Source organism: Belliella alkalica (assembly GCF_022549785.1).
GTDB classification, from domain to species: Bacteria; Bacteroidota; Bacteroidia; order Cytophagales; family Cyclobacteriaceae; genus Belliella; species Belliella alkalica.
Genome location: NZ_JAKZGO010000011.1, coordinates 30,084 through 49,753, shown reverse-complemented (window position 1 = coordinate 49,753; position 19,670 = coordinate 30,084). Strand labels below are relative to the sequence as shown.

The 19,670-nt window shown below is 40.7% G+C and carries 10 protein-coding genes; 6 read left to right on the top strand and 4 right to left on the bottom strand.

What is annotated here, in order from left to right; translation table 11 throughout:
• Positions 1–144: 144 nt before the first annotated feature.
• From MM213_RS13700 to MM213_RS13685, 4 genes are all read right to left on the bottom strand, one after another.
• Positions 145–2,952, bottom strand: coding sequence for a glycosyl hydrolase (locus MM213_RS13700; protein ID WP_241413071.1), 2,808 nt, complete (start codon positions 2,950–2,952; stop codon positions 145–147).
• Between the two features lie 589 nt (positions 2,953–3,541).
• Positions 3,542–3,856: an L-rhamnose mutarotase gene (gene rhaM, locus MM213_RS13695; protein ID WP_241413070.1), complete on the bottom strand. Its 315-nt coding sequence runs from the start codon at positions 3,854–3,856 to the stop codon at positions 3,542–3,544.
• Complete coding sequence (locus MM213_RS13690; RefSeq protein WP_241413069.1) at positions 3,822–6,689, bottom strand: glycoside hydrolase family 2 TIM barrel-domain containing protein; 2,868 nt, start codon at positions 6,687–6,689, stop codon at positions 3,822–3,824. Before MM213_RS13690 ends, rhaM begins: the two co-directional genes overlap by 35 nt.
• 314 nt (positions 6,690–7,003) lie before the next feature.
• Positions 7,004–7,951 carry a glycoside hydrolase family 43 protein gene (locus MM213_RS13685; RefSeq protein WP_241413068.1) on the bottom strand — a complete coding sequence of 316 codons (948 nt, stop codon included), beginning with the start codon at positions 7,949–7,951 and terminating at the stop codon, positions 7,004–7,006.
• A 207-nt stretch (positions 7,952–8,158) separates the two neighbouring features.
• On the opposite strand from MM213_RS13685, the gene MM213_RS13680 reads away from it, so the two are divergent.
• The 6 genes from MM213_RS13680 to MM213_RS13655 all read left to right on the top strand — a co-directional run bounded on the left by MM213_RS13680 (position 8,159) and on the right by MM213_RS13655 (position 19,655).
• Positions 8,159–9,421: a glycoside hydrolase family 88/105 protein gene (locus tag MM213_RS13680; RefSeq protein WP_241413067.1), complete on the top strand. Its 1,263-nt coding sequence runs from the start codon at positions 8,159–8,161 to the stop codon at positions 9,419–9,421.
• Positions 9,422–9,850: 429 nt separating this feature from the next.
• Positions 9,851–13,438: a DUF4450 domain-containing protein gene (locus tag MM213_RS13675; protein WP_241413065.1), complete on the top strand. Its 3,588-nt coding sequence runs from the start codon at positions 9,851–9,853 to the stop codon at positions 13,436–13,438.
• A gap of 132 nt (positions 13,439–13,570) precedes the next feature.
• On the top strand, positions 13,571–14,854 hold the full coding sequence (locus MM213_RS13670) for a DUF4861 domain-containing protein (RefSeq protein ID WP_241413060.1): 1,284 nt from the start codon (positions 13,571–13,573) through the stop codon (positions 14,852–14,854).
• A 6-nt stretch (positions 14,855–14,860) separates the two neighbouring features.
• Positions 14,861–17,050 (top strand): hypothetical protein, encoded by a 2,190-nt coding sequence (locus tag MM213_RS13665; protein ID WP_241413058.1) that lies wholly within the window; start codon positions 14,861–14,863, stop codon positions 17,048–17,050.
• Positions 17,023–18,231 carry a glycoside hydrolase family 88/105 protein gene (locus tag MM213_RS13660; RefSeq protein WP_241413056.1) on the top strand — a complete coding sequence of 403 codons (1,209 nt, stop codon included), beginning with the start codon at positions 17,023–17,025 and terminating at the stop codon, positions 18,229–18,231. The genes MM213_RS13665 and MM213_RS13660 overlap by 28 nt, the downstream gene beginning before the upstream one ends.
• Positions 18,232–18,242: 11 nt before the next feature.
• Positions 18,243–19,655, top strand: a complete 1,413-nt coding sequence (locus MM213_RS13655; protein ID WP_241413055.1) for a glycoside hydrolase family 28 protein — start codon at positions 18,243–18,245, stop codon at positions 19,653–19,655.
• Positions 19,656–19,670 lie beyond the last annotated feature (15 nt).

Sequence of the window (19,670 nt, the reverse complement as noted above, 5' to 3'; positions counted from 1 at the left end):
TGTAAAAAAATAATATTTTGTTTTTTGAGACTTGCGTAGGTCTCGTTGTTATTATAATTGTGTTTTTTACATTTATACAAAAAATTTATTCTTTATAACCTTCCTGCACTTACCTGTATCGGATATGTGAAAAAATCAGAAGATTTATTTATTAAATCCTCTGATTTCCAGCTTTCCTTCAAGTCCTGAGGGCATTATATTCCAAGATGATGCGTCAAAAGGCTTGTAATCTATATTCACAAAATTGATTTCATGATAGTTTCTCCAAGGAATTTTGTTGATATCAAGGTACCTAATATGGTTTGCCATCAAGTTGGCTACTTCTATCTTAATGTCATTTTTTCCTTGGATCAAAAATTCGGAAACATCTAATTTGTATGGAAGGCTCCAAGCTTGTCCGACATACTTTCCGTTAATCCATACTTTGGCACTTTCATGGATGCTGGAGAAGTTCAATGTGTAATTCAAGGATTGATCAAGTTCAAATTCAAAGCTTCCACTGTAGGTTCCTTGTCCAGAATAGAAATCGGCATCCTTATCACCTTGATTTGTCCATGGTTCTAAGTTGTCCATTTTTTGGTCTTTGGGAAGGTTTGGTCCACCATTTGGATCAAAAGTGATCTTCCAATCGGAATTGATTTCTATATTTGAAATAGGATCAGCATGGTATCCCCAACCCGCAATTTGTTCGGATTTTTGGTTTGTAGTTCTTACGATTAGGGATTCTCCAGACTCTAAGTGAAGTGCTACACCAAGGTATTTCCCATCCCTTTGGGATTTTGCTAGTCCCATTTTTCCATTCAGCGGATTCATGATGATAGCATTTTCCGATGCTGTTAGGAAGTTGACTTTCTGACTTATGGTATTTGCACTGTGGTTGACGATGAAGTAGTATTTATCACTTCCGATTTTTCTCTTGATAAATTTCAAACCTGTTTCACTAATTCCTTCTCGGTGGATTTCTTCTTTTTCCAAGCTAGAAGCAATGTTTTTTGATAATATCAATTTTCCTTTTCCCCAAGCCACTTCGGTATTTTTGTCCAATCCTGTTTCATTCCAAAGAGTTGAAAATTTCTCTCGTTTTTCCTCCAAATCTTGAAGACCAGGGATGTCTTTTGGCTTTTCTTGAAATATCACCTTTGCACCATTTTTTGCCAATGTCAAAATGTTTTCCAAAGTCTCCAAAGGCATAAATTCGACTTTTGGAATAATCAGGGCTTTTGCTGTGTTGGCATTTTCATGAGTTTTGATTTCTCCATTTTTTATATCTGATCCTGCTATCATTTTATCAGAGATAAAATCTACAGAGTACCCAAGATCCATCAGCTGTTTGGATTGCTTATAAAAGTCAGTAGGATGCAGCCATCGGTCAATGTGGTGAACAGAAATCAATTCCATCATCCCTTTTGGGTTTGCCCAGACATCATATACTGGCCAATAGACCAATAATTCATTGTCTGGCACTCCTGATTGAAGGACAGATTGCGTTCTGGCAATGTATTGGTTGAATTCTGAAAAATGCTCCCAAAGGCTATTATGTTGGGTGAGGTTAAGCGAAGCATAGAAAAGCCAACCAGGGAATTGTACATCTTGGGGACTGTAGGTCACACCATGATAGAAAACATGGTTGATCCCCGCCAAAAAAGTCTGATCAAGTTCGGGCTTCATTTGGGAAAATGATGATTTGAAATGCTCCCCTAGCCAAGTAAATGTCTCGCAGGAAACTAGATTTTTTCCAGTCAAATGTGCAGCAGAAGAAGCAAATTTCAGCATGATAGGATCTGGATCCACATTGCGGATATCGGCACTGTCTCTCCTCAAGCCTGGTATAGGAAAATAACTCGACCCGAAAGTTTCACATTCAGGAATGTCCACGGCTCCATAGATGTCCAGCAAGTTTCCGGGCGATCCATGAGCTTGGTTTTTAGTCTTTTTGCCTTTGTCTTTTGCCCAAGCGCTCCAGTTTTCCGTGAAATTTTCCAGCAGTAACTCATGCAATGTTTCCCTGTAATCAGATTTGACTCGGATGGATTTCTTATCACCAGTGTTATCTGTGAGCTCAGAAAGCATCATTTTCAGATCATAACCTCTTCGCTCTTCAAATTCCACCAAAAAATCAGCAGTGAAATCCGCTCCATAGACTTCAAAGCTGTCATTGTAGAATGACCTGATGTCGGGATATGCATTGTCAAAGGCTTTGTCAAAAGACTCTAGGTAATTGTTGACGGCAGTTCTGAAGAAATGATCCAGTGTAAACCCCTCACCACCGGGTGCTGCCCTCTTTACTTTCTGTTCTGTTTTTGCAAAGTACAATGCTTGCACTTTTTCGAGGCCTACTGGAAGGTTTTCGATTACATTTCCAAACCTCAAGTCATGTAGATCTTTTCTTTCTCCATTTTTGAATATTCCTATCACATTGATCAAAATGGCATCAGGCTCTCTTTCATTTCTTTTCCGCTGGACAATTTCCAGATCTCTTTGCCCTTCAGAGATATCATATTCCTGCACGATCATTTTCGAAGCTGCATGTTCCATCCTGACTTGCGGACCACCAAAAGGCCAGCCTGTCCCCAATGTCATATCCACGCCCATGTTGAGTTCGCTCGCTTTGGAGACTGTATGATTCAATACTGCAATCCATTCCTCTGACAAAAAATCCAAATACCTGTCCTCGTAGCCTTTGGCTCCATATATAGGTGCTATCTCCACACCTCCAAGCCCGACCCTTTCATATTCTTCCAAAAGATAGTCGATGTTTTCTTTGTCAACGGCACTCCCCATCCACCACCATCTTGTCCATGGCTTGCTTTCCTTGGTGATTTCTGGCCATTGGTCTATAGCAGTTTCGTATTCTACGATTTCATTTTCTTCAGAGGTATTGCATGAAAATTGAAAAAGCAAAATGATGCTGGAAAACATCAGCAATAACGATTCTATGGAAAGTGATTTCATGTGTTTTAATTGAAAATTTTGGGGTTGTTAACTTTGCCAAATAGCTCTAGATTCCAAATCGTTCGTACCTACGGCACTGTTTTTACTCACATCGAATCTTTGAACCCGGCAATAAATTACCGGGCTAGTATGCCGCTCATGCCTACGGCATTTTTCGGATTTTGAACTCTTTTTATCTTGTTTATAGCTTCTTTCTACTTTGTCTTGCGGTTCTTTTTGCTTCTAAGTGATCTCAGTTATGTCTTGTTTTAATCTTACTTCTAATCTCTCAATAACCGATTCCTTGATGCCTGTCAAATGCTGAAATTAGTTGATACTTTTTTTATTGATTTTTCTTTATTTCCGCTAGCCATTCAATTGCCTCCCGATATCCTCGGGACAGGCCTTTCAGGGCAAACATATAATTGAATTCTTTTTAGACATCGGGTCATGACCCTATGCTTAGATCTTAAGCCTCCCGATAAGGATGCGACAGGCTTTTCAGGGCATGTTCTTGGTTCTTACCTCTTGTTCAAATCTGGTGTCTCTGTCCTTGTGTCTCAAATCTCACGTCTCAAATCTCACGTCTCACATCTCCTACAAACTAGACCTATAATCTAAAAACCTCCTCCAATGAGACGGATACAGGAGAATTGTCTTCGTTGGTGTCCATGATGTCGGCCATGTATGCCCACCATTTTTGGACGATGGCTTCATTTCCCAGATCTTGGGATCCATTTTCTCCAGACACTTCTTGTATGGCAAAAAGTGTGGAGGTTTCTCTGTCCAAGAAGATGCTGTAATTGACTACACCCGAATCTTTGAGTAGATTTTTCAGTTCAGGCCAGATTTCATCATGTCTTTTTTGGTATTCTGACTCAGCACCGGGCTTAATCTTCATTCGGAAAGCGATTTGTTTTGTCATGACTTAATATTGGGTCTTGGATGATATCAAAATAGAAATATATTGTTCGGGAATAAGTGCCGTTCATTTTATTGGTTTCTCCTTGTGGGCCATAGACGGCCGCATTGGAAGTGATTCCCAAGGCCAATTTACTGCCAAGAGCTGGAATTCCATCCAAGAATGAAATATTCCCTTTTGGCAATTCGGGATAGCTTGTAGGTCCTGACACGCCATAGAAATCAAATAGTCGGACATTTAAACCTTCATTTTCGGAGACAATATAGAACTTGCCTTGGGCAGTATTGATTTCCATCCAAGAGATATCTCCAAAATACCCTTTGAACTCTGGATAGTCCCACGGAGTACTTCCAGTTTGGGTATCGTTGTAGAGGTTTTGGTGAACATCGATAGTTCCTTGATTTCTGTTTTTCCAGATTCTGTATGGTCCTTTTCCAAGCCATTTGGCACTGATGACATTCGATTCTGGATAATCAAAACTGATTCCTGGATAGTCATATTCTCCTTCTGGTAAGCTGTATGTATAGTTGAGCTCAACCCAACCACTTGGATGGATTGTCCATTTGGTTTCTTTTAGATGCCCATCATATTGGATGGTGAGCGATTTGGACTTGCCATCTTCTGTAGTTTCTATGTTGCTTACTTTTTGGTCGCCGTAAGTGAAGACTGGTCCATTTCCAAAGCTTAGGTCCATTCCACTTGGTTTTTGGATGCGTGAAAGTGTGCCTTTTGCATTGTCAAAAGTCAAAGTAAAGCCACCTGCTGACAGTACACTCAGACTGTCGGTTACTGTTAAATCAGATTCTCGGACTTCTTTTGGATTACTGTTGATTACTTTGAAAAAGTCATTTAATGCGTTGGTTTTCCATGACCAAGTATAGATTTCGTTTCCATGGGGATCAATAGCTTTGAGATAAAGTCCTTCTGCTGCTTCCATCATCTTCAGGTTAGCTATCTTGATTTTTCCCTTTTCACTTGGCTTTACATTTGGACCTTGAAGTTGAGACTTATCCACCACAATATGACCGGAGATTGGATCACCAGGTTTTCTGTACTTCACCCATTCTGCTTCAAACTTAACCTCAGACAAGTTGGTGAAATGAAACCTGTTTTCCACTTCTATTTCTCCATTGAAATCCTCAGGAAGCTTCTCCATAAAAATTTTTACTGGGCTGAAAATTTCCCTTGCAGCATAGAAACTTCCTTCTTTTTGCCTGTGTGGGCCAAGCAATCCATCAGGAGCATTTACCCTATTGACATCTATCTTATTTCCAATGTCTGTTCTGACCAAGCCTTCATCAGAAAACACCCAAAGATAGCCGCCGCCCGACATTTTGGATGCCCACATTAGTTCCCAAAAATCATGAAGTCCCGCTGCTCCTCCACCATCATCTTGGGCATGGAGAAATTCGGTAGGCATATAAATCAAGGTAGAGTCAGCAAATTTTTTGAGCAAACTCTCATAGTTTTCATAATGATCCGTGTCTATTCCATTGAAATCATTGCCAGGTCTATGATGGGCGTGAATGACTGGTCTTTTGGATGGATCATAGAGGTCAAAATCTCCATCCAGAGCTTTGTTTGTTCCCCCCTCGTTTCCGTTACTCCAGAAAATGATCGATGGATGGTTGACATCTCTCCGAACCATTTCTTTCACCAATATTTTCCCTGATTCGGTATCATAAGCATTTTGCCAACCACCAAGTTCATCCATTACATATAGCCCAAGAGAGTCACAAAGATGTAAAAATGACTTATCAGGTGGGTAGTGGGCAGTCCTTACGGAATTCATGTTCATTTCCTTCATCAGCAGAATATCCATCAAGTCCAAGGAAGCATTGAGTGATCTCCCTGTTTCTGGCCAAAATGCATGTCTGTTGATGCCTTTCATTTTTACCTTCACTCCATTCACATAGATTCCATCCCCTTCTTTGATCTCGATAGTTCTGAAGCCGATGCGCTCTTCGACTTCATGTAGGGTTTTATTCCCTTTGTCTTTCAGTGAAAGTTTGAGAAGGTAAAGGTTTGGAAATTCTGAATTCCAAGTCTGAATATTTTCAAGTTGATTTTTGATTAAAAGTGAGCCGCTTGAATTTGCCTTTGTTTTCCATTCCTTGATGGGTTTTCCATTCAGTTCCGAGACTGTGGCGATGATTTCTTGTGCATCTGTCACATTCTCAAGTTCCAGGTGAACCTCCAAATTGCCATTTGCTTCAGCGACTACGGCATGATGGGAAATGTGTTTTTCGGGTTTAGCATTGATATAAACAGGGCGATAAATCCCACCAAAAATCCAATAGTCCGCATAGCGCTCAGCACGGTTGACGGAATTGTTGGAAGACATCTTGCTCACTTTTACTTCTATCAGATTTTCTTTGTCCAAGTTGACAAAGTCAGTAATATCATAAGTAAATCTATAGAATGAACCTTGGTGAACCGGCCCGATGGATTGGCCATTGATTTTCACTTCAGTATCTGTCATCGAGCCTTCGAATACCAGTTCAAGGGATTTCCCTTTGAAGTTTTGTGGGACGGTAAAAGTTCTTTTGTAAAAGCCAGTTTCATCGGCAAATTCATGTGAGCGTCCATAAGTCACATAGTCCCTGCCATAATTGTAAGCGCCAAAACCCTGTTGTTCCCAATGGGAAGGAACCTCAATAGTGCTCCAAAAGCCACTATTTCTGCCCGAAGAGCAGAAGAATTCCCAAGTTTCTGTGTTTTCATTGTCAGTGCCGCTGAGAAAAAACTGTTCAGTTTGCTGTCCTTTAGTAGGAGCAATAGTAACTATGAAAATTACAGATGTGATCAATAATTTCAGGCGATTTCTAAATGACATGGTAAATTGGGTTAACATGAAGAGCCTAATAAAAGCCATTTTATGATAAAAAGTATCCTGTACTTTCGGAGGGAGACTGAGAAAATTCAGCCTGCCGCCACGAGCTATAGGAACGGGACAGGCTTTTCATGCATTGCAGGTCTTGTCAGGTTCTGAAAATAGTTGACATTTTTTTTCATAGATAAATTAAAAGATTCAACCTCCCGATTCTCGGGACAGGCCCATTCGGGGTTTATACCCCTTTTCCTCTCTCTCGCTTCTCGCCTCTCGCCTCTTTTTTCTTTCACACAGTCAGGTCAAAAAATAGTGCCTAACTACAACACCGCCTTCTTCAGTTTTTCCAATTCCTCCATGCTAATCTTGAAAACGGTACCGTGTCTGGTGCCTTTTGGGAAATTGACTTGATCTGAGATGTCTGTCCAGTTCACCAAGTCTTTGGAAGCTACTGCACCCATCTTTTTTTCAGTATATTTATCAAAATACACAATCCATTGATCTCCGACTTTCGCTACTGTGGGCCCCTCAGCCCAATAATCTCCCGTAATCGGCTCGGAAGCAGAACCATATCCTCCAGTCAAAGATTTGCTTCTGGTGATTCGAATATTCTTTTGCGCAGGCTCTCGGGTTTCGTCTTTGACAAACATGATGTATTCACCGTTTTCCTTGATAATAGATCCATCTATGACATTGAATCCAGGCTCGTAAAGCAATTCTGTGGGGGTGAACTCGACAAAATCTTTGGTAGTGGTATAGTACTTTCTATGATTGTAGCCACTTTCTTCTTTCGATTGGGTTTCCAAATATTTCCCCTCGATTGTAGTAGACCAGAATATCATGTAATAAGCTTCCTCTTCATTGTAAAATATCTCTGGTGCCCAAGTGTTTCGAGCACCAGCTTCATGCGCCATGACTGGAATTGTCATTTGCTTGCTCCAGTGGATCAAATCAGGGGAAGACGCGTAGCCGAGTCCTTTTTCGTTCCAGCTTACAGTCCAAACCATATGGTATAGTCCATCTCCACCTTTGATGATGCAGGGATCTCGCATTAGCTTATCATCTCCTGCAGTTGGCGTGAGAAAGGACTTTCCTTCTTGCAATGTCTCCCAGTTCAGACCATCTAGGCTGTATGAAAGGTGAAGCCCATCTTCCCCATTTCCTGTGAAATAAGAAAAGACATAAACTTCATCAGATTGATCATTTGTGCAGTTGAAATTTAGAAATGCAAAAAATGATAGTATTACAAAAAGCTTAGTGGTCTTCATAGGATTGGGATTGATTTGAATCCATAAGGTTAATGCAAACTTTTCTATTCCACAAGTAATAATGTATTAGTCATTTTTGAAAGCAGGACAGTACAGTGAAGTCCTGAGTATTTGAATTTTCAATTTGATGGATTCGGGTAAGTACAGGATAGGAAATAAAAATTAGAGTCATAATTTTCGATAGATTAAAAACAATAACCCATAATTATGAAACACAAAATGTTTTCAAAACCTGTATTTACAGCAACATTGATTATTTTTTTATCAACAATTCAGGTTTTTGCGCAGCAAAATGGAGTAGATTCTGATTTAGAGGTTGTTCAAAAAGTCGCGGATTTTATTTTGTCGGAAAATAAATTGGGTTTTAAAGATGATCAAGGGAATAATTACAATTCCTTCAAAGACATCCCAAAAGACAAAGAAGTGTCATTTGCATCCAAATATGGTGAATGGCATTATACCAATGGAGTGATTAATCTTGCCATGATGCATTTGGCATCACATACAGGAGAAGGTAAATATTATGATTATGCAAAAAACCATATAGCCCATGGTTTTGAGAATTATAAGTTTTTCCAAAGTAGGTTCAAAAACGACAGGCCGCATCATAAATACCCCTTGGGTCAGCTTTGGACAATGCTGGAGCTTGATGATTTTGGTGCTATTTCAGCAAGTATGTTGGAGGTAATGAAAAAGGACGACAACGCTACTTATAAGGAATACATTGAAAATGGTGCAAAGAGAATGACTTATGGACAAGACAGGCTTTTTGACAAAACATTGGTAAGGACTTTTCCACAAGAAATGACCTTATGGGCAGATGATCTTTATATGAGCGTTCCATTTTTGTCTAGGTTGGCTGTATATACAGGAGAAAATAAATACTTCGATGATGCTATCAATCAAGTATTGAACTTTGATAAATACCTTTGGAATCCACATAATGGCTTGTATTTCCACTGCTATTATACAGATACAGAACAAAATGGAGTTGCCCACTGGGGAAGAAGCAATGGCTGGTTGGTACTTTCACAAATACATTTGTTGGAAAGATTGCCAGATGGTTATCCTGGAAAAGATAAGGTTATTAAGAACTTGGAAAAACAGTTGATTGGTTTGTCAAGATATCAGGATCAAGATGGCCTTTGGAGACAGTTGTTGGACAAAAATGATTCATATAAAGAAACTTCAGCTTCGGCGATGTTTGTGCAGGGATTTGCCAAGGCCATCACTGAAGGATGGATAGACAAGCGCTTTGCTTCTGTGGCTTTGAGAGGTTGGGAAGGATTACGAAAAACCATGATCACAGAAGATGGTCAAGTGAAGGATATTTGTGTTGGAACAGGAATCAGTGACGATCTTATTTTTTATTACACTCGACCTGCTAGAGCAAACGAGAAACATGGTGTTGGCTCGGTGATAGATGCAGGGTTGGAAGTGATTAAGTTGAAAGAATATTTGAAAAAATAATGAGATAAATGTTTTAATATATAGGGTTAATTAGTTTGGAAAACCACGCCACATTGGGGCGTGGTTTTTTAGTTAAAGGAATTGGTGGAGGATTGAAAATCCTTCGTCCTATACCACAAGCAGCCCTTGATCTAAATGATGCAGAATTTCCTCAAAATCCGGGATATTAATTTTCATTGGAATAAGTATCAAGCCACTCCTGTAATACAGGGGTGGCTTTTATTGTATAACAAGATACTACAGGAAGGTTTTTGCTGAATTAGAAATTATATTCGATTGATGCCCTGACTAACCACTATGATTTTTATCCTGCTTTCCATATTCTCCATTTTATGTAAAATCACTTTTGAATTTTACACAAAGGTCATGCTATCCAAAAGCACTGATTCAAACTATTGTTTCATAAAATCAAGGCTTCAGATTCTTATCATGATTTCTCTTGTCTTGCTTATTGTTGACAAAGGATCACTTCATGCCCAACAATCCCAAAAAAGAAATATCAGATACCTTCCCGATCAAAAAGACTTTGTGATTGAGAATGGGGACAAAAGATTTAACCGTGCACTCTATGGCTACCCATCTGACTACCGAGTGGAAGCTGGGGATTTGCCGGAATTTGCTTTTTATTTGCCCGGTATGGGAGGAAATCTCAGTTTTGCTTTGCTCAGTGATGCAGGAGAAAAATGGCTAATCCATGCTTCGGACATTGAAGCAAGATACAGGCCTGGCAAAATGCTATATACCATTCAGGATCCGATGTTGGAAGGAGGAAAGCTATTTATGGAAATGATACCATTGAGGGAAATTGAAGGGGCAGTCCTCAAAATTGAATTTTCAATGGTTCCAGAAGGCGTAGAACTCTTGGTTTTTATGGGTGGTGTCTCAGGCAAAAAGTTCAATAGGTCAGGGGATTTGGGTGCTGATCCCGAATCAGTTTTTTATTTACATCCCGAAAACTGCACAGGCAATATTGTCAATATCACCGAAAACCAACAATTCAATATTGAATTTGGATCTAATGATTCCAGAAAGTCGATTTTAGGGACTTTTTCCGAAGGAGTAGCTTTGAAAGCAATAGAAGCAGGTACTTTGCAATCGCCAACAGAAATGTGGGAATCACAACCCATCAATTATCCTTTGCTGGCAGGTAAAGTATCTGACACAAGTGCTCCAATTTATTTGGGAATTTACCAGCCAGGTTTTACTGAAATTGACCCTGCCAGTCTTCCCCGATATTTTCTCAATGCAGAAGTCCAAAGACAAACTTTGACAGATAGAATCAAAGTAAATACTCCCGATCATTTTATCAACACACTTGATGGCGCTTTGGCGGTGGCTGGAAATGCCATTTTTGATGAAAAAGTTTCTGCTTTCGTCCATGGTGCAGTTGCTTGGAGAATGCCATTGCCAGGTTGGCGAGGTGCTTATGTGGCTGATGGATTGGGATGGCATGATAGAGCTAGAAGGCATTTTGATGGATATTTGGAGTCACAGTATTTAGAACCAGGCGGTAGTCGCAACGATCCCGATCCTGAGAAGAACTTGGGAAGGCAAATCGAAAAAGCAGGATATTCGATATACAATAGTGGTTATCTCAGCCGAAGACCAGGACCTCCATCACCACCCCACCATTATGACATGAATCAGGTCTTTTTTGATCAATTGATCAGGCATTTTGACTGTACAGGAGATTTGGAGTATTTGGAAAAAGTATGGCCAAATATTGTGCGCCATTTGAATTGGGAAAAGCGAAATTTTGACCCAGATGGAGATGGACTGTACAATGCCTTTGCGAGTATCTGGGCCTCAGATGCACTGCAATACAATGGTGGAGGCGTATCACATGCCTCGGCATACAATTACTACGCATTCCAAAATGTCGCTCGCTTGGGCAGTCTGATAGGAAAAGAAACTGACCTCTTCCAAGAAGAGGCTGATAAGATCAAGCAAGCCATGGAAAAGGAACTTTGGCAAAGTAACAAAGGTGTTTATGCCGAGTACAAAGATTTGCTGGGTGGAAAAAGGTTACATCCCCAAGCAGGAGTTTGGTCTGTTTACCATGTGATCGATTCGGATGTTCCAGATCCATTCCAGTCCTATTTGATGACACAGTATGTCGATCAGGAGATCCCATTTATACCTATTGGATTTCAGGAAAATGATGTGGATTACCAAGTTGTATCCACTACCAATTGGATGCCATATACATGGTCTGTGAACAATGTTGCACTGGCAGAAACCTTGCATACCGCACTCGCTTTTTGGCAAGCAAACAACAATGAAGACGCTTTTCTGCTCTGGAAAAGTGCTTTGCTCGAAAGTATGTATATGGGTGGAAGTCCAGGGAATTTTCAGCAGTTGTCCACATTGGATGCCATGCGGGGAGAATTGTACAGAGATTTTGCAGACCCTATCGGCATGGCTTCTAGGACGTTGATCGAAGGGCTTTTTGGGATAAACCCTGACCTGACCAATTCCGAAATTCGCGTGAAACCAAGATTCCCATTTGATTGGGAATATGCATCTTTGGAAATCCCAGATTTTACCTTTGATTTCAAAAAGAATGGAAACATCGATGATTACACTTTCTCTTCTTCTTTTCCAAAAAATGTAAATGTCAAGCTTACCGTCCAAGCAAAAAGTGAGCTATTGAAAGCCGTAGATGCAAGTGGGAAGGCTTTGAAATTCAATCCTGTAGATGGAGCAGTTGGATTTCCGAAGTATGAAATTGAGATACCCTTGGAAAAGGAAAGCGCAATCAGTCTAACTTGGTCTGAGGAAATGATTTCAACAGAGAAAATTGAAATCAGGGCAGTTTCCAGAAAATCCATTTCACATAAAATAGAAGGTGTTGATTTACTTGAGGTCAAAGATCCACAGCAAATTCTAAGTACTATTTCAATTGAAGGAAATTCAATTGAGGCAAATGTAATTGAAACGGAAGGGGATTATACTTTTTTCTTAAAACTAAAGAAAGGAAAACTGGAATGGTGGCATCCTATCTCTATAGAAATCCTATCTCCACTAACAGTCCATGTTCCTGAAATCCAACAAAAAGATAGAATTCATTTTGGCTTGGAAAGTAATATTGGAGATCTACAATCCGTCACTTTGAAGGTGAATGGAAAGCAGCAAGAGACTTTTGCGATTGAAGAAGGATTTGAATTGATTTTTGATTTGGGATTGGAGGAAAATTATCTCTATCCTGGTACGAACCAAATTGAGATTTATACAGAACATGACTTGCTGTACAAAGGTGAAATCATCAATTGGGATATTGAGGTTCAAAGCCAAGTAGAGCAAGTGTCCATTTCCACGCATTTCAATGACGTAGTCACACAGGTTTTTGAAAATGAATACTTGAGCCCACGCTCTCCTTATCCCACCTTACAGATTCCAAAGCAGGGATTGGGTGATTGGGCATCATTTGGGGCTTACATGAAGATTGATGATCAGGGTGTTAGGGAATTGGCTAGGCAAAATGATGGAGTTATCCACATGCCATTTGGACTAGACTTTTCATTCAATCCTGAAGAAAAAAACAACATTGCCTTTACTTCTTTTTGGGATAATTATCCTGACTCCATCTCCATGCCGATCAGTGGAAAAGCTTCCCATGCATATTTCATGATGGCCGGCACGACCAACCACATGCAAAGCCATATTGATAATGGCTATCTTGAGGTAGTTTACGATGATGGATCGGTTGAAAAACTTTCCATTCGCAATCCTGAAAACTGGTGGCCAATAGAACAAGACTATTATTTGGATGGATTAGCTTTTGATACAAACCGTCCAAGGCCATATCGGGTACATTTGGCCACTGGAAAAATCTCAAATCAGCCACATAATAACTATACGAACATTGGACATTTTACAAAATATGCGATAGAAGGAGGAGCAGCCACAGTCTTGGATTTGCCTTTGGATGCTACTAAAGAGCTAAAGGAAATCCGTCTAAAAACTGTCTCAGTGGATGTGGTCATTGGACTGATGGCGGTTACATTGGTGAAATAATAGTTACTTACGCCACGGGCAAGAGTTATCAGTCAATAAGTTATCAGTGTATCAGTTGGGGGTGAATTATATGATTTTGCATGGCAACTGGTAAGAAAGCGGATATTTAATTAAAATGAAAATATAAAAACTATGAAAAAAATAAACCTATTCTCGACACTATGCCTCGCCACAGTGATGCTGGCATGTAATCCTGCCAAAGAAGAATCCTTGCCACAGATCGTATTGAAAAACAGCAGTTCAACTGCCCTTAAGGACAAAGGAATAGAAATCAACTTGCAGGAATTGGAAGTAGTTGAGGGGAAATTTCCAAAGATTACTGATGCTGAAGGAAATGCGATTGCCTACCAAATGGATGATACCAATAGAGACGGGAAGCAGGATCAGCTTTTTTTGTTGGTAGATTTTGAAGCTGATGAAGAGAAAACCCTCACTTTGGAATGGGTAGATGAAGCGGCAGATTTCGAGAAAAGGACAGCTGTCAGATTTGGAAAAAGAGATGCTGTAGATCAGGCTGTGACACCTAGACAAAGCGATATTTTGTTGGCAAATGAACTTCCACGGAGCATCGGCTATCAGCCTTATCAGACCGATGGGCCTTCATGGGAGAATGATAAAGTTGGTTTCAGACATTATTTTGATGGTAGAAACTCTAAGGATTTGTTTGGGAAAAAGACTTCGGCAATGAGCCCAAAAAATGTAGGTCTTAATGATAAAGGGGAAGTTGAAGACAATTACCACACCATGGAAGATTGGGGCAGGGATATTTTGGCAGTTGGGAATTCTGTTGGACTTGGAGGATTTACCTTGCTCAAAGACGATCAGCCTGCAAGACTCGGTGTATTGGTCGAAGATGCTGTCAACAATATCGAAAAATCCACTTTTAAGATCCTTTCCGAAGGCCCAGTTCGATCTATCATGCATTTTGAGTATAACAACTGGGATGCTTTTGATAGAAAATATCCAAAAGTGGAGGAGAAAGTTAGCATCATCCCAGGTATGTATGGCTTCAAAAACGAGGTGAAATTCCATGGGCTTCAAGGAGACGAGCATATTGCCATTGGTCTAGTAAATATCCACAATGATAAAGGAATCAAGCAATTTGACGATTTCCAAGATTGGGTGGTCTTGATGACCCACGATGCACAAGGCTATGACAAAGAATGGATCATCGGAATGGCATTGATCCTTCCCAAAGCACAATTTCTAGAGATGATTGAGGCGCCAAAAGAAGGGAATGTAACCAATTCATACTTGGCAAAAATGAAAACTGCCAATAATGAACCAATTGAATATTATGCCATTGGCGCTTGGGAATTGAGCGAGGATGGATTCAATGATGCTGCGTATTTTGAGCAACACCTTAGGGATTTGGTAGAGCATTTGGAAGCAAAAATCGAAGTGACTGTAAAATAATTAACTATGCAAAAGTGTTCTAATGGTACTGCCATTTTCAAAACAGTTTTATTTTACAGCTTGACTTTTTGCATGCTGGGTATGACTTCCTGCGAAGAGAAATCAGAGGATAAAACAGCTGACAAAATTGACCGAAAAGCCTTGGTGGATCGACATGATGTGATTTTGAATGCTCCTGATACCTTGGCTTCCCTGACAGTTGGCAATGGTGAGTTTGCCTTCACTGTAGATGTCACTGGTTTGCAGACTTTTTATAAAGAATATGAAAATGGCGTCTCTTTAGGCACCCAAACACAATGGGCATGGCATGCTTTTCCCAATCCGGGAGACTATGACTGGAATGAAATATTGAGAAATGATACGTCAGCCACAGGCCAGGTGATTTCATTTCCCGTACAGCACAAAGAAGGTAGGAAAAAGGAAGTAACTGATTATTTCAGAACCAGTCCGCATAGATTGCATTTGGGCATCATCGGTTTGGAATTGCTCAAGGAAAATGGGGAAGTTGCCAAGCTTGAAGATTTGGAAAATATCAACCAAAGATTGGGGCTTTGGCAGGGAGAGATTGTTTCCACATACGAACTGGAAGGCAGCCCAATTTCAGTGACTTTGTATGCACATCAAGAGCAGGATGGCATAGCTTTCAAAATCGAATCTCCTTTGGTAAAAGCAGGCAGATTGAAAGTCAAAATGAATTTTCCTTATGGTTCGGGCTGCCATGTTTGCCCTGGTTATGACTGGGAAAAACAAGATAGGCATTCTACCGAATTGAAAGAGTTATCCACACAGGAAGTTTTGTTCGAAAGAAAGCTTGACAGTGCTGCATACTTCACCCAAGTGGCTTGGTCAGGTGATGGCTCTTGGGACTCTCCGGAAAAGCACAAGTATTATTTCACACCTGATCCAAGTTCAGAGACATTGGAGTTTTCTTCATTTTTCACAAAAAAAGAAACAAAAACCAATACCCCAAGCTTCTCTGCTACTGCCGAAAGTTCCAAAAAAGGTTATGAACAATTCTGGAATTCAGGTGGAGCAATCGACTTTTCTGGAAGTACGGACGAGCGGGCACATGAACTGGAAAGGCGTGTGGTTTTGTCCCAATACTTGACCAAAGTAAACTGTACAGGTTCACTTCCTCCACAGGAGACAGGTTTGACGATGAACTCATGGTATGGAAAATTCCACATCGAGATGCATTGGTGGCATGGAGCGCATTTTCCATTATGGGGAAGACCTGAGTTGTTGGAGAAGAGCTTGCCATGGTACTTTGATGTATTGGACAAGGCAAAAGCTACTGCAAAGCGTCAGGGTTTTGAAGGGGCAAGGTGGCAGAAAATGACAGATCCTTATGGTGATGAAAGTCCTTCTTCGGTTGCTGCGTATTTGATTTGGCAACAGCCGCATATTCTATACTTTGTGGAGCAGCTTTATGCCCAAGACAGCAGTGTGGCTTTGTTGGAAAAGTATAAGGAATTGGTTTATGAAACAGCGGATTTTATGGCTTCTTTTGCCCAGAAGAGTGAAGAAACAGGAAAGTATCATTTGATCGCCCCATTGATCCCTGCACAAGAATTATTTCCAGCCAATGCCACGGATGACCCTCCTTTTGAGTTGGCTTATTGGCATTTTGGTTTGACGGTGGCATTGGATTGGCAAAAGCGATTAGGCGAAACCCCTAACGCAAAATGGAAGGAAGTATTGGACAATATTGCACCATTGCCGATCAAGGATAGGCTTTATCTGCCAAGTTCTACACATCCAAATGCTTACATCGATGAATTTTACCTGCATGATCATCCGGTAGTGTTGGGTGCTTATGGCATGCTGCCGAAGACAGATATGATTGATCCAGAGATCATGCGCAATACATTGGAGAAAATCCTTGAAATCTGGCAATGGGATACCACTTGGGGTTGGGATTATCCTATGATGGCGATGAATGCAGCGAGATTGGATATGCCTGAGACAGCATTGGATGCTATATTTTTGGGTAAGCAAAAGAACATCTACTTACCCAATGGACACAATTACCAAGACAAAAGGCTGAGAATTTACCTTCCAGGAAATGGTGGTTTGCTGACAGCGGTAGCCATGATGGCTGCCGGATGGGAAGGGGCAGCCGACAGACCTAATCCAGGTTTCCCAGACAATGGCAAATGGCAGGTCAAATGGGAAGGACTAAAACCAATGAAATGATGAAGAAAGGATTTTTATCAGCATTTATGTTGGGTATGCTTTTGATCGGAGCTATACAAGCACAGACCATCAGTGATAAACTCAGTTGGTCTGAGCGAACAGCTTTGTCTGTGATGAAGCAAAACCCAGAACCTTGGATGATAGAGTTTATGGAAAAACCAGTCTGGAGTTATCCACAAGGTCTGATGCTCACAGCTTTCGATAAACTTGCTCAAAAAACAGGCAAAACCGAATACAATGACTATGTGATGGAGTACCTCGATGGGATGATTTCAGAAGATGGAGTAATCAAAACCTATCAGCAAGAAACTTTCAACATCGACATGATCAATTCTGGAAAGTTGCTTTTCCAAGCCTATGAAAATACAGGAGAGGATCGGTACTTGATCGCTTTGCAGACACTTCGGGATCAATTGAGATGGCAGCCGAAAACTACAGATGGTGGATTTTGGCACAAGCTCCGATATCCATGGCAAATGTGGCTTGATGGAGCATATATGGGCACTCCTTTTTTGATTAGATATGGAGTTGGGTTTGAAGAACTGGAAGCTATAGATCAGGGGATTTTGCAACTGGTATTGTTGGAAAAGCATCTTCGGGATGAAAAGACGGGCTTGCTGTACCATGGTTATGACGAGAGCAGATTGCAGCAATGGGCTGATCCAGATACAGGAAAATCCCCCGAGTTTTGGGGTAGAGCAATGGGTTGGTATGCCATGGCATTGGTAGATGCTTTGGATTACATTCCAGAATCACATACCGGAAGAGCTGAAGTTCAGGATATTTTGGGACGATTGGCTAAGGCAGTTTTGCCCTATCAAAATTCCGAAACTGGACTTTGGTACCAAGTGGTGGATAAAGGAGTAGAAACTGGGAATTTTGAGGAAGCTTCAGTCAGCGCCATGTTTGCATATGCTTTGGCAAAAGGTGCAAACAATGGACATTTGGATATTTCTTACGGAAAAGTAGCTGAAAAATGCCTAGAAGGAATGCTCGAAAATATGGTGGAGGTAACTGTTGATGGAGAAATTCATTTGCATCAAGTCTGCGCTGTAGCTGGTTTGGGTGGGAGTCCGTATCGGGATGGTACTTACGATTATTATATCAATGAAAAAATCAAAACCAATGACCCAAAAGGCGTTGGGCCATTTATCATGGCATGCATAGAATTAGAAAAATAAACCTGGAAAACATGAAGAATTACTGGATTTGCTTATTTATTGTTTTTGGCTTATTGCAGTCATCCTGTCAGCAGCCGAAAGAAGAAAAGGAATTTGATCCTTGGGACGGTCTCCAATCTGTTTTGGATCAGATCGTAGCACCCGAATTTGAAGATCGGGAGTTTTTAATTGGTGACTTTGGAGCAAAAGAAGGTGGAGAGTTTTTGAATACAGAGGCTATCAAAAATGCCATCAAGGCTTGTAACGAAGCTGGTGGAGGAAAAGTGATCGTACCAAAAGGGACTTATTTGACGGGGGCAGTGCACTTATTGTCCAATGTCAATCTCCATTTGGAGGAAGGTGCAACTTTGCTTTTCAGCGACAATCCTGAAGATTATTTACCATTGGTGCATAGCCGTTGGGAAGGGATGGAGCTGATGAATTACTCCCCATTCATCTATGCCAATGGACAAGAGAATATCGGGCTGACTGGAAAAGGAGTGCTTGATGGAAATTCACGCATCGAAAATTGGTGGTACTGGTGTGGGGCAAGGCACTATGGTTGGGAAGAAGGTAAGGGAACACAAACACCCGCACGCAAACTCCTTCACCAAATGGTAGCAGACAGAGTTCCTTTGGATGAAAGGATCTTTGGCGAGGGTCATTTCCTTCGACCACAGTTTGTACAGTTTTACGAATGCAAAAATATCCTGATCCAAGACATCACTTTGCTGAATTCTCCCATGTGGAACATCCACCCAATTTTGAGCGAAAATATCACCGTAGAGCGTGTTCGTGTTGAGACTTTGGGGCCAAATAACGATGGCTGTAATCCAGAGGCATGTAAGAATGTGCTGATCAAAGATTGTTATTTCGATACTGGTGATGACTGTATCGCTATCAAATCAGGGAGAAATGAAGATGGCCGTGACCCGGGAGTTGCTTCTGAAAACATTGTCATCGAAGGCTGCACCATGAAAGAAGGTCATGGAGGAGTGGTGATAGGAAGTGAAATATCAGGTGGCGCAAAAAATATCTTTGCACAAAACTTGGTCATGAGTAGCCCTAACCTTGACAGGGTTTTGAGAATTAAGACCAGTTCCAAAAGAGGAGGGACAGTGGAAAATGTCTATATGCGAAATGTCAAAGTCGGCACTTACAAAGAAGCGGCGGTGCGTTTCAATATGTTCTATGAAGAAGAAGGCGACCATATTCCTACAATAAGAAATATTTATGTGGACAACCTCGAAGTGGAAGATGGTGGAAAATATGCAGTCATGATCAATGCCTACGAATCTTCTCCAGTTGAGAATTTCGTGATGACCAATACCACTATCAATGGAGTAGATCAACATTTCAAAACCAATCATTTCAAAGATGTAACATTCAAGAATGTCAAAATCAATGGTGAGGCATCTGAAGGGTTGGTCAAAACAGAAGAATAATAATACACCCATAAA

Excerpts from the sequence above, each read along its gene's own strand:
- MM213_RS13700 (WP_241413071.1), bottom strand. The coding sequence starts at position 2,952 with ATGAAATCACTTTCCATAGAATCGTTATTGCTGATGTTTTCCAGCATC.
- rhaM (WP_241413070.1), bottom strand. The coding sequence starts at position 3,856 with ATGACAAAACAAATCGCTTTCCGAATGAAGATTAAGCCCGGTGCTGAG.
- MM213_RS13690 (WP_241413069.1), bottom strand. The coding sequence starts at position 6,689 with ATGTCATTTAGAAATCGCCTGAAATTATTGATCACATCTGTAATTTTC.
- MM213_RS13685 (WP_241413068.1), bottom strand. The coding sequence starts at position 7,951 with ATGAAGACCACTAAGCTTTTTGTAATACTATCATTTTTTGCATTTCTA.
- MM213_RS13680 (WP_241413067.1), top strand. The coding sequence starts at position 8,159 with ATGAAACACAAAATGTTTTCAAAACCTGTATTTACAGCAACATTGATT.
- MM213_RS13675 (WP_241413065.1), top strand. The coding sequence starts at position 9,851 with ATGATTTCTCTTGTCTTGCTTATTGTTGACAAAGGATCACTTCATGCC.
- MM213_RS13670 (WP_241413060.1), top strand. The coding sequence starts at position 13,571 with ATGAAAAAAATAAACCTATTCTCGACACTATGCCTCGCCACAGTGATG.
- MM213_RS13665 (WP_241413058.1), top strand. The coding sequence starts at position 14,861 with ATGCAAAAGTGTTCTAATGGTACTGCCATTTTCAAAACAGTTTTATTT.
- MM213_RS13660 (WP_241413056.1), top strand. The coding sequence starts at position 17,023 with ATGGGAAGGACTAAAACCAATGAAATGATGAAGAAAGGATTTTTATCA.
- MM213_RS13655 (WP_241413055.1), top strand. The coding sequence starts at position 18,243 with ATGAAGAATTACTGGATTTGCTTATTTATTGTTTTTGGCTTATTGCAG.